The organism is Nonomuraea sp. KM88 (genome assembly GCF_052245635.1).
Taxonomy (GTDB): Bacteria; Actinomycetota; Actinomycetes; order Streptosporangiales; family Streptosporangiaceae; genus Nonomuraea.
In genome coordinates, this window is the sequence record NZ_JBQQCC010000006.1 from 68486 (window position 1) to 82888 (window position 14403).

General features: G+C 72.3%; 11 protein-coding genes. 3 read left to right on the forward strand and 8 right to left on the reverse strand.

Translation table 11 applies throughout. The features are described from left to right. Positions 1-28: 28 nt before the first annotated feature. Together ACTWPV_RS19710 and ACTWPV_RS19715 are read right to left on the reverse strand one after the other, a co-directional pair. Positions 29-289 (reverse strand): WhiB family transcriptional regulator, encoded by a 261-nt coding sequence (locus tag ACTWPV_RS19710; RefSeq protein ID WP_020546325.1) that lies wholly within the window; start codon positions 287-289, stop codon positions 29-31. Positions 290-608: 319 nt separating this feature from the next. After that, positions 609-2426, reverse strand: coding sequence for a hypothetical protein (locus ACTWPV_RS19715; RefSeq protein ID WP_443152902.1), 1818 nt, complete (start codon positions 2424-2426; stop codon positions 609-611). Positions 2427-2607: 181 nt separating this feature from the next. On the opposite strand from ACTWPV_RS19715, the gene cofD reads away from it, so the two are divergent. The 3 genes from cofD to ACTWPV_RS19730 all read left to right on the forward strand — a co-directional run bounded on the left by cofD (position 2608) and on the right by ACTWPV_RS19730 (position 5712). After that, complete coding sequence (cofD, locus tag ACTWPV_RS19720; protein ID WP_347643241.1) at positions 2608-3546, forward strand: 2-phospho-L-lactate transferase; 939 nt, start codon at positions 2608-2610, stop codon at positions 3544-3546. Next, entirely contained in the window at positions 3543-4892 is a 1350-nt protein-coding gene (locus tag ACTWPV_RS19725; RefSeq protein WP_443152903.1) for a coenzyme F420-0:L-glutamate ligase, read from the forward strand. The genes cofD and ACTWPV_RS19725 overlap by 4 nt, the downstream gene beginning before the upstream one ends. A gap of 91 nt (positions 4893-4983) precedes the next feature. Next, positions 4984-5712 (forward strand): lytic polysaccharide monooxygenase, encoded by a 729-nt coding sequence (locus ACTWPV_RS19730; RefSeq protein WP_443152904.1) that lies wholly within the window; start codon positions 4984-4986, stop codon positions 5710-5712. Between the two features lie 41 nt (positions 5713-5753). Here ACTWPV_RS19730 and ACTWPV_RS19735 read toward each other — a convergent pair whose 3' ends face one another. From ACTWPV_RS19735 to ACTWPV_RS19760, 6 genes are all read right to left on the reverse strand, one after another. Beyond that, positions 5754-7502 carry a substrate-binding domain-containing protein gene (locus ACTWPV_RS19735; RefSeq protein ID WP_443152905.1) on the reverse strand — a complete coding sequence of 583 codons (1749 nt, stop codon included), beginning with the start codon at positions 7500-7502 and terminating at the stop codon, positions 5754-5756. A gap of 75 nt (positions 7503-7577) precedes the next feature. Beyond that, positions 7578-10151: a bifunctional FO biosynthesis protein CofGH gene (locus tag ACTWPV_RS19740; protein WP_443152906.1), complete on the reverse strand. Its 2574-nt coding sequence runs from the start codon at positions 10149-10151 to the stop codon at positions 7578-7580. A 48-nt stretch (positions 10152-10199) separates the two neighbouring features. Next, entirely contained in the window at positions 10200-11096 is an 897-nt protein-coding gene (locus ACTWPV_RS19745) for a DNA-3-methyladenine glycosylase family protein (protein ID WP_443152907.1), read from the reverse strand. Positions 11097-11126: 30 nt separating this feature from the next. Beyond that, a complete protein-coding gene (locus ACTWPV_RS19750; protein ID WP_443152908.1) occupies positions 11127-12221 on the reverse strand; it encodes a sugar phosphate nucleotidyltransferase in 1095 nt (364 codons plus the stop codon). Between the two features lie 17 nt (positions 12222-12238). Continuing rightward, positions 12239-13354: a glycosyltransferase family 4 protein gene (locus tag ACTWPV_RS19755; RefSeq protein ID WP_443152909.1), complete on the reverse strand. Its 1116-nt coding sequence runs from the start codon at positions 13352-13354 to the stop codon at positions 12239-12241. Positions 13355-13449: 95 nt separating this feature from the next. Next, entirely contained in the window at positions 13450-14364 is a 915-nt protein-coding gene (locus ACTWPV_RS19760) for a lysylphosphatidylglycerol synthase domain-containing protein (protein ID WP_443152910.1), read from the reverse strand. Between the last annotated feature and the right edge of the window lie 39 nt (positions 14365-14403).

A 14403-nucleotide genomic window follows, 5' to 3' on the forward strand; every position in this document is an offset into this window, starting at 1 on the left:
AGCCGCGTGACCCTCTCGCCCATATCTCTCAAACGGCCTGGCGTTTGATCCGTCTGCGCTCCCGCTCGGACAGCCCACCCCAGATGCCGAACCGCTCATCGTGCTCGAGTGCGTATTCCAGGCACTCTGCACGGACCTCGCACGATCGGCAGACCTTCTTGGCCTCTCGGGTGGAGCCGCCCTTCTCCGGGAAGAACGCCTCCGGATCAGTCTGCGCGCACAAGGCGCGCTCCTGCCATCCGAGTTCTTCAGCGTCAAGCTGATCCTGTGCGATGACCGGATCGGTCACTGCACACCTCCCTGCCGCCCGCCCGCAATGGAGCCCCCCATGGACGCCTTCCTTATTACCCACCCACTGGAAGGCGTAACAACATGGTTGTAATTACACGCGCGTGCCGCACGTGGCGTCAAGCGGCATGCAGGTATCCGGGGAAAGACCAGACCTCGCCCCGGTGTGCTTGGCATGTGATGTTCGCACCCGGCCGACACCCATGTGCGCGCGGCGTCAACCAGGCATGTTCAACGCTGTCAGCGGTCCGAACCGTACCAGGGCGGGATAGACGGCCGCCCGTGGCCCACCTTCTCTCTAGCCGTTCATTGCCGGTCCGTTACCTGCGTGGCTCATTGGGGGTGTATATGGCTGTCGGGTCGATCGGGTCGTCCCCAGGACGGCGCTGGTCGCCGCCGAAGGCGTCCGGCCCGAACGACGGGTCGAGCCGCATCGTCGCGTCCCCGGCCGGGACCTGATGAGAGGGCTGGTACTGGCCCTGCTGCGGCTCGTACCCGCCGCCCTGCTGTTGATGGGGCTGCTGATAAGGCTGCTGGGGGTGGCCGAACGGGTCGTCGTACTGCTGGGGCGGCTGGCCCGTGTAATCGGGCACGCGCAACTCGGGCTGGGTCCCCGGCAAGGAGTGCTGGTAGGTCTCCGCCTGCTGGTAGGCGTCCATGAGCTGCTGGGAACGGGGGTCGGCGGGCGGCTCCTGGTACGCCTGGGGGGTGGCGTACTCCTGGCCGGAGAATCCCGTGAACGGCTGGCCGCCCTGCTGCTGGTCCGGCTGCTGCGGGTCGAACGCGCTCTGGCCGAAGTACGGCTGCTGGCCGTCCACCCCGGCGGGCGGGACGTTCGGGCTCGTGTCACCCGGGGGGTAGGCCTGCTCGGCGGGGGCGAAGGCGCTGGGGGCGGCGTCCGGCGGCGCGTAGGGATTCCGCTGGTCCGGGGAGGGAGCGTAGGGGTTCTGCTGGTCAGCGGGTGGGGCGTAGGGGTTCTGCTGGTCGGCCGGGGGGGCGTACGGGTTCTGGCTGGGCTGGTTGTGGATGTTGGGCTGGCTGTCCGCGGGGACGTACGGGGCCGGCTGGTACTCGGCGGGCGGAGCGGCGTACTCCTGGCCCGCGGGGGCCGTGTCGGCGGGGGCGTAGGCCGACTGGCCGAAGCTCTGCGGCGCGAAGGCCTGGTCCGGCTGCTGCTGGTCCGAAGGGGCGGCGGGCAGCGCGCCTCTGATCTGCGGCTGGGGCGCGGCCTGCTGGGGGTCATGGCCGTACTGCTGGTTGTCGGCCGGGGGCGCGTAGCCCGACTGCTCGGGCTGTCCGCCGTGGGCGGGCTGCTGGCCGTAGTCGGGATGCTGGCCGGACGGGGGCTGCTGGCCGTATCCCGGCTGCTGGCCCGACGGGGGTTGCGGGCCGTAGCCGGGCTGGCCGGACGGGGGCTGCTGGCCGAAACCGGGCTGCTGGCCCGACGGGGGTTGCGGACCGTAGCCGGGCTGGCCGGACGGAGGCTGCTGGCCGAAACCGGGCTCCTGCTGGCCGTACGCGCCGGAGGGCTGCTCCTGGCCGAAACCGGGCTGCTGGCCGAACGCGGCGGGCTGCTCCTGCTGCCCGAAACCGGGCTGACCGGGCTGACCCGGGCCGGGCTGTCCGGGCTGGCCGTAGCCGGGGGCGGGCTGCTGCTGGCCGTAGTAGGGGGGCTGCTGGCCGAACTGGGGCTGGTAGACCTGCGCGGCCGGCCGGTCGGGGACGACCTGCGGCAGCAGGTAGACGAGCGCGATGGCGGTCAGCGCGAGCGCGGGCGCGCCCAGCAGCACGAGCTCGATCGCGGACCGGGCGCCGTCGCCGGTGAACACGCCGAGGACGAGCGAGAGCATGCCGCCCACCGCGGCCATCGCCAGCCCGGCCACCGCGGCGTACGCGACGGGCTTGGCCTTGGGCGACGGCTCGCCGACCTTGGTGAGGAGCAGCACGGACCCCACGAGCAACGCCACCACGTACGGGCTCGTGATGTCGAGGGTGTTCCAGGAAGCACGTTCCATGATGGTCGTGTCGGGGTCACCGACCAGGACGCGACCGAACCTCACCAGGACGTACATCAGTCCTAGGACGACCATGGCCCACGCGGCCGGCTCCCTCAGCCGGGCGACGTCAAATCTACTCACAACTACCCCCATCGGACCCTTTAGCCCGAAGGGAGTTTGCCACATCACTGACGAGGCTCGCGGGAGTCCCAGAAACCTCTTCCATCCCAATTCTACAAATATCCCCATGTACAGGGGTTTCGGCACGGCCAAAACCGGTCCCGAGGCGGGCCTGCCAGAGCCCGGTGGAAGACTGGGCCGCATGCACATCGTGTCCCTCGCCGGCGGCATCGGCGGCGCCCGTTTCCTGCGCGGCCTGCGCGCCACCGAGCCAGACGCCTCGATCACCGTCATCGGCAACACGGGTGACGACATCACCCTGTTCGGCCTGCGGGTCTGCCCCGACCTCGACACCGTGATGTACACCCTGGGCGGCGGCATCGACGAGGAACAGGGCTGGGGCCGGGCCAAGGAGACCCACGTCGTCAAGGAGGAGCTGGCCGCCTACGGCGTCGAGCCGCAGTGGTTCGGGCTGGGCGACCGCGACTTCGCCACCCACATCGTGCGCTCGCAGATGCTGGAGGCGGGCTATCCGCTCTCGCAGATCACGCAGGCGCTGTGCGCGCGCTGGCAGCCCGGCGTGCGGCTGCTGCCGATGACCGACGACCGCTGCGAGACCCACGTCGTGATCGAGGACGACCGCGGCAAGCGCGCCGTGCACTTCCAGGAGTGGTGGGTACGCCTGCGCGCCTCGGTGCCCGCCCAGTCGTTCGCGCTGGTGGGGGCCGACACCGCGAAGCCCGCGCCCGGCGTGCTCGAGGCCGTCGAGCAGGCCGACGTGGTCATCCTGCCGCCGTCCAACCCGGTGGTGAGCATCGGCACGATCCTGCAGGTCCCGGGCATCCGCGAGGCCCTGCTGCCCAAGACCGTGGTCGGCGTCTCGCCGATCATCGGCGGCGCACCCGTCAGGGGCATGGCCGACGCCTGCCTGACGGCCATCGGGGTGGAGACGACCGCGCAGGCCGTCCTGGAGCTGTACGGCTCCGATCTCGTCGACGGCTGGCTGGTGGCGGAGGAGGATCACGCGGTCGCCCTCGACGGCGTCAGGGTGGTCGCCAGGCCGATCCTCATGCATGACTCCGACGCCGCCGCCGGCATCGCCCGCACCGCACTCGACCTCGCCCTGGAGCTCGCCCGATGACCGCCTCCCAGCACCCGTCGCCCCACTCGTCGCCCGGGACCGCCTCCCACCGGTCGCAGGCTCCCGAGCCCGCGGGCCCCGCGCGGCGGATCGAGGTGATCGCGGTCACGGGCATCGGCGAGGTGCGGCCGGGCGACGACGTGGCGACCCTGCTCAAGGACGCGGGGCTGCGTGACGGCGACGTCGTGGTCGTCACCTCGAAGATCGTGAGCAAGGCGGAGGGCAGGGTACGGCAGGCGCCCGACCGCGCCCAGGCGATCGAGGACGAGACCGAGCGCGTGGTGGCCCGGCGCGGCGACACCGTGATCTCGCAGACCCGCCACGGCTTCGTCATGGCCGCCGCCGGCGTCGACGCCTCCAACACCGAGCCCGGCACCGTGCTGCTCCTGCCCGCCGATCCCGACGCGTCGGCCAGGCGCATCAGGGCCGGCCTGAGCGTGCGCGCCGGAGTGATCGTCTCCGACACGTTCGGCCGGCCGTGGCGCAACGGCCTCACCGACGTGGCCATCGGGGCGGCGGGCGTGCGGCCGCTCGACGACTTCCGGGGCACGTCCGACGGCTACGGCAACGAGCTGGGCGCGACGGTCACGGCGCTGGCCGACGAGATCGCGGGCGCGGCCGAGCTGGTCAAGGGCAAGCTCGGCGGGGTTCCCGTGGCGATCGTGCGCGGGCTGTCCCACCTGGTCACCGACGACGACGGGCCGGGCGTCAGGCCTCTCGTGCGGGCGGCCGACGAAGACCTGTTCCGCTACGGGTCGCGCGACGTGGTGTTCGCCCGCAGGACGATCAGGGAGTTCGCCGACCGGCCCGTCGACCCCGCGGCCGTGCGCAGGGCGGTGGCGGCAGGCATCGCGGCGCCGGCGCCGCACCACACGACCCCGTGGCGGTTCGTGCTGGTCGAGTCGCCCGAGACCAGGACGAAACTGCTCGACGCGATGCGCGAGGCGTGGATCCGCGATCTGCGCGGCGACGGGTTCACCGAGCAGTCGATCGCCAAGCGGATCAAGCGTGGTGACGTGCTGCGCAACGCGCCCTGTCTGGTGGTGCCGTGCCTGGTGATGGAGGGCTCCCACACCTACCGCGACGAGCGGCGCAACGCCTCCGAGCGGGAGATGTTCGTCGTGGCGACGGGCGCCGGGGTGGAGAACTTCCTGATCCAGCTCGCCGTCGAGGGGCTCGGGTCGGCGTGGGTGTCGTCCACGATGTTCTGCCGGCCGGTCGTGCGCGAGGTGCTCGGCCTGCCCGGGTCGTGGGATCCGATGGGCTGCGTGGCCGTCGGGCACGCGGCCGCGCCGCCGCGCGAGCGGGCGCCGCGCGATCCTGACGACTTCATCGTCACGCGTTGACCGGGTGACGGAACTCCAGTCATCCGGGCATTTACCGTTAGGAAAGTTTCCTTTACATTCGGCTCATCCCCCCATGTGAAGGAGCCGCCGAATGAGAAGAACGCTGACCTTACTCGCCGTGGTGGTGGTCGCGTTCGCCACCACGGTGTTCAACACCGCACCCGCGTTCGCCCACGGCTACGTGAACTCGCCGCCGAGCCGCCAGGCCAACTGCGCCCAGGGCAAGGTGCCCGACTGCGGCAACATCATCTACGAGCCGCAGAGCGTGGAGGGACCGAAGGGCCTGCGCAGCTGCCACGCCAACCTCCCGCAGTTCGCCCAGCTCAGCGACGAGAGCAAGCCGTGGCCCGTCGCCTCGGTGGGCGGCACCACGACCTTCACCTGGACGTTCACCGTCCAGCACGCCACGCGCGACTTCGAGTACTACATCGGCGGCACGCGGGTGGCCGTCTTCGACGGCGGCGGCAGGCAGCCGCCTCCCACGGTCTCGCACACGGTCGACCTCTCCGGGTTCTCCGGGCGGCAGAAGATCCTGGCGATCTGGAACATCGCCGACACGGCCAACGCCTTCTACTCGTGCATCGACGTACGCATCGGGGGCGGGAGCAACCCGGACCCGACCGTCACGCCCACGCCCACCCCGACCCCGACCCCGACCAGCACCCCGACGACTCCCTCGGGCATCTGGAAGGCCGGCACGGCGTACACGACCGGCAGCACGGTCACCTACAACGGCGCCACCTACCGGTGCGTCCAGGCGCACACCGCCATCGCCGGGTGGGAACCGCCCAACGTTCCCGCCCTCTGGCAGCGCGCCTAGCACCGCTGAAGGGGGCGTCCCGCGCCCCCTTCACGCGGCCCTCACGTCGTCGGCTTGCAGGTGGGGTGGCAGAGCCGGCGGGCCAGGGCGGCGAGGAAGACGTCGATGATCTCCTCCGGCTCCTTCGCCGCGTGCAGCGAGCCGTTCGTGGCGGCCGCGATCTGCGACAGGCTCGACCGGTCCACGTCCTTGCCGAACGCGATGATGATGATCTGGACGGGCCGGTCCGGGTTCCACCCGTCCCGCAAGGCCTGGAGAAGCCCCGCGAGGTCGGTGCCCTGGCCGTCGTCGCGGCCACCGGTGATCACCAGGAGGGCGTTGTTCATGTCGTCGCGGTAGTCGCCGGTGACCTTGCGGAAGCCGCTGAGTATCGAGTCGTAGAGCGAGCTGTCCGTCTTCGGATGGGCGGTCATCGTGCTGGTCAGCTCGTCCAGCCGACTGCGCCGGATCACCTGGCCCGACTCGGGTTCGTTGATCGGCCCGAGCGTGACCCGCTCCCGGTAGCCCTTGATGCCGCCGAGCCGGTCGGCGAACTCCCAGAACCCCATGCGCGTGGAGTCGGGGAACAACCGCAGCCCGATCTTGGCCGCGTCCAGCGCCACCCTGATCCTGGTCCTGCCGTTCAGCTTCTCCGCCATGTGCTTGGAGGCGTCGGTCAGCACCAGGATGTTCGTCGGCGGTGCCAGCCTGCTCCAGGCGGCCAGCGCCGCGTCGATGTCCTGCGGCGACACCGACGGCCTCGTCTTCGGGGCCGCCGAGGGGACCTGCGGCCCGGGAGAGATCGGCCCCTGCCGCCCGTCTCCCGACCTGAACCCGGCCCGCCGTACGATCTCCTGGGCCTGCGGCCCCTCCAGCCAGCCGGCGAAGGCCGCGGACGCCTCCGCCACCGCCGGGTCGGTGGTGGTGACCACGTACGGGTAGTCGAGGTTGATCGTGCCCTCGCGCGGGTGCAGCGCCACCACCGGGTCGTCCGACGGGCGCAGGTTGTGCTGCCGCACCGACTGCTCGGGGACGATCACGACCGGTCGTTTCCAGAACGCGCGGTCGTCGACCGCGTCCAGCATGCTGCGGTAGTCGGGCGCCGAACCGGCCTGCGCCCACCGTACGAACGCGGTCAGCGCCTTGTCGGCCTCCGGGCCCGTGCCGACGACGTCCCTGGCGGCGGCCACCGTGGCGATGCCCGCCCCGGCGAGGGACGGGTCGGGCACGCGGACGATGTCGGGCTCGTCCTCGGTGGGCGTCAGCCGCCCGCGCACGGTCGAGGGGAAGACCATCCGCCAGTTCATCTCGGTCTTACCGACGGAGAACCGCTCGGCCAGCGACTGGCGGGTCGCGAACACGAGGGGCGACGTGGCCACCACGCTCTCGCCCGCGGGCAGCGCGCTCGCCCCTTGCTGGCGGGCCAGCCTGATCCACGCGGAGGAGTCGGCGATCCAGCCGTCGGGCCGCTCGCGCAGCACGCCCGCCCGGTCGCCGATCAGCGTGCGCAGGACGGTGGCCGGCGGGTGCTCGGTCACCTGGACCAGCACGCACCTGCCGCCGACCGCCGTCTTGGTCTCGTTGAACCGCCCCGCGGCCTGCATCGCCGCGGGCGCCACGTCGACGGCCGCCGCCACACTCACGAGAACAGGCTCTCGTGCGCTGCACAGCACGCCCCCGCCGCCGAGCACCGCGACGGCGCCCGCCGCGACGATCGCCACGGCCGCGAGCGTCGCCAGCATGCCCCGCCGGAACGCCTTCCTGCGCCGCCGCTCAGGGGGCAGCGCGGCACGGTGCCGACCCAACCGCACGGTGAACCTCTCTCCGGGGAGTGACGATTCTTCCAGCGCCTCCCGTGGCGGGCGCCTTGTTAGAACATGTTATAACTAGGCGATCGGGAGGGCCCTCCTGACGCTCTGGCACACCCCGTCACTCGCCTGCGAGGCCCGCAGCCGCTCCGCCGCCGGAGTCGCGTACTCGGTGGTGCGCTGCCTGGCCGGGCGGCCCGTGGCCTCGACCATCTCCCGCAGCTCGCTGATGGTCTTGTAGGAGCCGTTCTCCGAGCCGGCCATCCGGCTGATGGTCTCCTCCATGAGCGTGCCGCCGAGGTCGTTCACGCCGCCCTGGAGCACCTGGCGGCACAGGTCGTCGCGGAGCTTGACCCAGGAGCACTGGATGTTCCTGATCGCGCCGTGCAGGAGGATCCTGGCCAGGGCGTGCACGGCTCTGTTCTCCTGCGCCGTGGGGCCCGGCCTGGCCAGGCCGGCCAGGTAGATGGGGGCGCTGGTGTGCACGAACGGCAGCAGCACGAACTCCGAGAACCCGCCGGTCCTCTCCTGGAGCCGCCGGATCAGCTTGATGTGCCTGACCCAGTGCAGGTGGTTGTCGACGTGCCCGTACATCATGGTGGACGTCGTGGGGATGCCCACGTCGTGCGCCGTGGTGATCACGTCGACCCATTCGGCGGCCGGCAGCTTGCCCTTGGTCAGCACCCACCGCACGTCGTCGTCGAGGATCTCGGCCGCCGTCCCGGGCAACGAGTCGACGCCCGCCTCCTTGGCGGCCTCCAGCCAGGCGCGGACGGACATGTTCGTCCGGCTCGCGCCGTTGATGACCTCCATCGGGGAGAACGCGTGCACGTGCATGCCCGGCGTCCTGGCCTTCACCGCCCTCGCGATGTCGAAGTACGCCGTGCCGGGCAGGTCGGGGTGGATGCCTCCCTGCATGCACACCTCGGTCGCCCCCGCCTCCCACGCCTCCTGCGCCCGGTCGGCCACCTGGTCGAGGCTCAGCGTGTACGCGTCGGCGTCGGTCCTGCGCTGGGCGAACGCGCAGAAGCGGCAGCCGGTGTAACAGACGTTCGTGAAGTTGATGTTCCTGTTGACGACGTAGGTCACGTCATCCCCCGCCGCCTCCCTGCGCAGCCCGTCGGCGATCGCCGCCAGCTCGTCCAGCGCCTCGCCCTCCGCCCCGAGCAGCGCGACCGCCTCGGCGTCCGTCAGGCCCGCGGGATCCGCCTCGGCCCGCCTGAGCGCCGCCCGCACCTCGCCTGGCGTCGCGCCCCCGCCGCCGGCCGGCGTGGCGGGATCCGGGGCGAGGCGGTCGCGGAGTGCGGTCCAGTCGCCGTAGACCTGGTCGAAGTCGTCGCGCCGGTCGCTGGTCCGCCCGGTCGTGTCGACCTCGACGTGCAGGTCGACCCGGCCCGACGCGGCGAACCCCCCGTCGGGCTCCTGCCAGGGCAGCCCGCGCAGGACGGCGTCCTGCCTGGCCAGGCCCGTGGCCGGGTCCGCCAGGGCGGCCACGTGCCCGAGCAGCCGCGGGTCGAGCCACGGCTCTCCCGCCAGCACGTACTCGGGATAGATCGTCAGCCGCTCCCGCAGCTGGAAGCCCTCCTCGGCGGTACGGGCCGCGAGGTCGTCGATCTGCGGCCAGGGCCGCTCCGGGTTCACGTGGTCGGGCGTGAGCGGCGACACCCCGCCCCAGTCGTCGATGCCCGCCCGGATCATGAGCGCGTGCTCGGCGTCCACCAGGTTCGGCGGCGCCTGGAGGCGGACGCGGGGGCCGAGGACGAGGCGGGCGACGGCGATGGTGGCCGCCAGCTCCTGCAGGTCGGCGTCGGGCAGCCCGCGCATGGCGGTGTCCGGCTTGGCGCGGAAGTTCTGGACGATGACCTCCTGGATGCCGCCGTACTCGCGGGCCACCCGCCGGATCGCGAAGATCGACTCAGCCCGGTCCTCCACCGTCTCGCCGATGCCGATGAGGATCCCGGTCGTGAAGGGCACGCCGCTGCGGCCGGCGTCCTCCAGCACCCGCAGCCGCACGGCCGGGTCCTTGTCCGGCGATCCGTGGTGGGGCTGCCCCTTCTCCTCGAACAACCGCCGCGACGTCGTCTCCAGCATCATCCCCATGGACGGCGCGACGGGCTTGAGCCGCTGCAGGTCGCGCCAGCTCAGCACCCCCGGGTTGAGATGCGGCAACAACCCGGTCTCCTCCAGCACCCTGATCGCCATGGCCCGCACGTAGGAGAGCGTGTCGTCGTAGCCGTGCGCGTCGAGCCACTCGCGGGCCTGGCGCCAGCGGTCCTCCGGCCGGTCGCCCAGCGTGAACAGCGCCTCCTTGCACCCCATCGCCGCCCCCTGCCGGGCGATCTCCAGCACCTCGTCGGGGCTCAGGAACGGCGACTCCAGCCTGTGCGGCGCGGTCGCGAACGTGCAGTAGCCACACCGGTCCCGGCAGAGCCGGGTCAGCGGGATGAACACCTTCCTGCTGTAGGTGATGACGCCCTCGCGGCCGGCGGCCGCCAGCCCGGCGTCGCGTACGCGGGAGGCGTGGTCGAGCAGGGCGTCAAGCTGCTCGCCCCGGGCGTGCAGCAGGACGGTCGCCTCGGCGACGTCGATGGCCTTGCCGTCGCGGGCACGGGCGAGAGCACGGCGGAGCGCGGAATCGCTGACGGGACTCATAAGGGCACAGTACGTGGAGCTGGGTTCGCCGCTCGCACCCAGGGCGGCTCAGAACGCCCGGTAGTCGCGCGCGGGCATCCGCGGCCCGCGGGCGGGCGGGCGCAGCCCGGTGAGCCAGACCAGCACCGCGGCGCGGTGCCGATGCCCTTCGTACGGCTCAAGCAGCCGCAACATCCCCTGATCGTCGGTCTTCTCCCCCGTCAGCGCGTAGCCCACGAGCTTGGCCAGGTGGAAGTCGCCCACGCTCACCGCGTCGGGGTCGCCGAACGCGCGCTGGCGCACCTCGGCCGACGTCCACACCCCGATCCCCGGCAGCGCCCGCAGCAGCCGGTCGAGCTCTTCCGTGGTGGCGGCGGCCTCCAGCTTGGCGGCGTGCCAGGCGGCGTTCGCGATGGTCCTGGCGCGCACGGCCTCGGCGCCCGCGCGGTGCCAGTGCCAGCTCGGGATCTGCCGCCACACCGCGGTCTCGGGAACGACCCGCATGCCTTCGGGAGCGGGTCCCGGCGCGGGCTCGCCGTAGCGGGTGAGCAGCCAGCGCCAGGCCCGCCACGCCTCCTGCCCGACGACCTTCTGCTCCAGCACGGCGGGGACGAGCGCCTCCATGACGCGGCCGGTCCTGCCGATCCGCAACCCCGGATTTCTGCGTACGGCCTCCGCCAGGACCTCGTGCCTGACGCTGAAGCCCGAAACATCGTCGTCGGCCCCCAGCAGCGCCGGCAGCGTCTCCAGCGCCCACTCCGCGCCCAGCCCCCACGCCCGCCCGTGCACGGACCCGCCCTCGACGCTCACCCGCAGCGTGCAGGGCCCGTCGGGCGTCCTGGACGTGCGCCACACGGCGCCGTCACCGCCGCGGCGCCAGGTGGGGTCGCCGCCACCCCGCCGGTGCGGCTGCAGCGCCAGCCCCACGTCAAGCGGCCCGCGGGGCCCCCACCTGCGCTCCTTCACCCTTACAGTGTGCCGCGAGCGTGCGGCGTCTCAGACGTCGCTGGAATGGCGCACCGCGCGTTCGGGCAGCGCGATGTCGGGCCAGACCCGCGCGCCGTGCTGCAGTTCGTTGCCCGGTCCGACGACGGCCCGGTCGCCGATCACCGCGTCGTGCACCGCCGCGCCCGCGCAGACCCGCGCCGCCGTGCCCACCACGGAGTCGGTCACGACGGCGCCGGGCTCGATGACGCAGTCGTCGAGCAGCACCGACCCGGCGACCGAGGCTCCGGCGCCCACCACGACCCGCGCGCCCACGGCCGTGCCACCCTGCACCTTGGCCTCGGCCGAGACCCGCGCCCCGTCGAGCGCCAGGTATTCGCCTGTGGGACCGGGCAGCGCGGGCGAGGCGAGCCGGCCCAGCACCAGGTCGCGCGACCCGCGGACGAACGCGGCGGGGGTGCCGACGTCGAGCCAGTAGCTGCGGTCGGCGTAGCCCAGCACGAGCTCCCCCGACTCGATCAGCCCGGGGAACGTCTCCCGCTCCACCGACACGACCTCGTCGCGCGGGATCGAGTCGATCACCGACCGGGTGAAGACGTAGCAGCCGGCGTTGATGCGGTTGGTCACGGGGTTGGGGGTCTTCTCCAGGAACGCGGTCACCCGCCCGGAGTCGTCGGTCGGCACGCATCCGAATCGGGTGGGATCGTCCACTTCTGTCAAATGGAGCGTTACAGCGGCCCGCCGTGCGAGGTGTGTGCGCACCTGATCGCCGATGTCGTGCCCGGACAGGATGTCGCCGTTGAGGATGAGCACGGGGTCGGAGGGGCCCGAGGTGAGCGCCTCCGCGGCGTTGCGGATCGCGCCGCCCGTGCCGAGGGGCGTCTCCTCCGTCATGTATTCGAGTGAGAGCCCGAACGCCGCCCCGTCGCCGAACGCGGGCTCGAACATCGCCGCCTTGTAGGACGTCGCGAACACGATCCGGCGCACGCCGAACGATCGTGCTCGCGCGAGCTGGTGGGCCAGGAACGGCACGCCGGCGGTCGGGAGCAGCGGCTTCGGCGTGCCCAGTGTCAGCGGGCGCAGGCGCGTGCCCTGCCCCCCGACCAGGAGGATCGCCTCGAGGTCTGGCAATGAGCTCGTCATCATTCCGAGAGGTTACCGAACTATTCGATCGCGCGTTGATAGGAGCTGAGATGCGCCTCGGCCGAGGCGTCCCAGGTGAATTCGCGGGCGCGGGCCAGCCCCGCCTCCCGCAACTGCCGCCTGCGCTCGGGCGCGGCGAGCAGCTGTCCGAGCGCCGTTCCGATGCTGCCGGCGTCGGGCTCGGTGTAGGCGACCGCGTCGCCACCCACCTCGGGCAGCGACGAGCGCTGGGTGGTCAGCACGGGCGCGCCGCAGGCCATGGCCTCCAGCACCGGAAGCCCGAAGCCCTCTCCCCGCGAGGGGAAGGCCACCACGAGCGCCCCGCCCAGGAACCCCGGCAGATCGGACGCGCCCAGGTAGCCGGGCCGTACGACCTTCACGGTGGCCTCGACCTCGCGGCAGGCGGCGTCCACCTCGTCGTCGTGCACGCCGCCGCCGAGCACCAGCGCGGGGGCCCGCTCCAGCGCCGCGACTGCGGCGGCGAAGCCGCGGATCAGGTTGGGAACGTTCTTGCGGGGGTCGAGCGCGCCCAGGAACGCCACGTAGGGCTGGCCGTGCAGCCCGCAACGCATGGCCGCCCGGCGGATCTCCTCCTCCGACGGCGGGTGGAACTGCGCCAGGTCGACGCCGTGGTAGGCGACGTCGATGCGGGTGGGGTCGGCGGCGAGCACGCGCACCAGCTCGTCTCTGGTCGCCTTCGAGGGCACGATGATCCGCCGGGCGCGTCGAACGGCCGTACGGGTGGCGGAGCGGAAGAACGACGCCCGCGGCCGGTGCCGGTCAGGCTCGGTGAACCAGGTGGCGTCGTGCACCGTCACGACCGTCGGCAGCCCTGAGCCGAGCGGGATGGAGTAGTAGGGGGCGTGGATCACGTCCGCGCCCGCCTGGCGGGCCAGCAGCGGCAGGCCCGTCTGCTCCCAGGCGAGCCTGGCCGCCCTGTTGGTGATCGCGACGGGCCCGGCGATGACCTGCGCCGAGGGCGCGAGGCGCCGGTATCGCTCGGCCTCGGACCGCTGGCAGACCACCGCCACGTCCGCGCCGGCCCGGTGGAGCCCGGCAACCAGCCCGTCCACGTATCTGATCAACGCGCCGCGGTCCGCGGGGACCGCCGCCGCGTCAACGAGCACTCGAGGCATACGAAGATCTTCTCCCCTCAAGATCCACGCGGGACCCGGTAGGTCCCCCTCTGAACTTCAGCCTATGGCCAGCGTCCCCTCAATCGTGGCCCAAATCACACCTTGTCGCGACGTGCAGCGATTCCCGCCAGCCCGGCGCAGATCAGGTCCCCCAGGATGATGACGACACGGGAGGTGAGCGCCACCGCGATCGCGGGACCGGCGGCCAGATGAGGGGCCAGCACCCCGACCATGGCGGCCTCCCGCACCCCCGCGCCGGCCGGCACGACGAAGGTCATGATGCCCAGGCACCAGGACAGCGCGAACGCGCCGATGGCGAAGAGCAGCCCGCTCTCGGGTGCGATGAAGAAGAAGTGCACGCCGTACGCGGTCCAGCCGGCCAGCGCCCAGCCGAGCGCGGCGAGCATGCCGCGGCGGGTGAGCGGGCGTTCGAGCGGCTCCCGCTTGAGCCGGCGCAGGGCATAGCCGATCACGCCGTTGACGACCTTGGGTTCGAGCAGCACCAGCAGCAGGGGCAGGAACAGCAGCAGCCAGCCGTAACGGTCCCAGCCGAGCGTGACCAGCGTGACGAGCAGGCCGGTGGCCAGCTGGATCGGCATCATCAGGAAGAACGCCGCCGCGCTGCGCGAGCGCGGCACGCCGAGGTCGCGGCCCATCTCCATCTGCGCCAGCACGGGCCAGATGGTGCCGGGGATGTATTTGCCGAGCTGGCCGACGAAGAAGACCTTGGCTGCCGCTCTGAGCGGCAGCGGGGAGCCGAGGTCGGACAGCAGGGTGCGCCAGATGAGCATGGCCCCGAGCAGCGCGGCGACCACCGCGACCAGCGATCCGGCCAGCGCGGGCCACGTCAGGCCGGCGAATCCGGCCACCACGTCGTCCCACTGCCCGGCCACGGCCCATCCGCCGAACCCGAGCGCGATCAGCAGGAACCCGTACCTGATCGTGGCCCGGGCCACGGACCGCCTCGGGCGGGCCGCCTCCTCGCCCGCGCCGGCCGAGCCGTCGCTCACGCCGGTCGCGCCCGGTCCCGGGCCACCCGCGCCCGATCC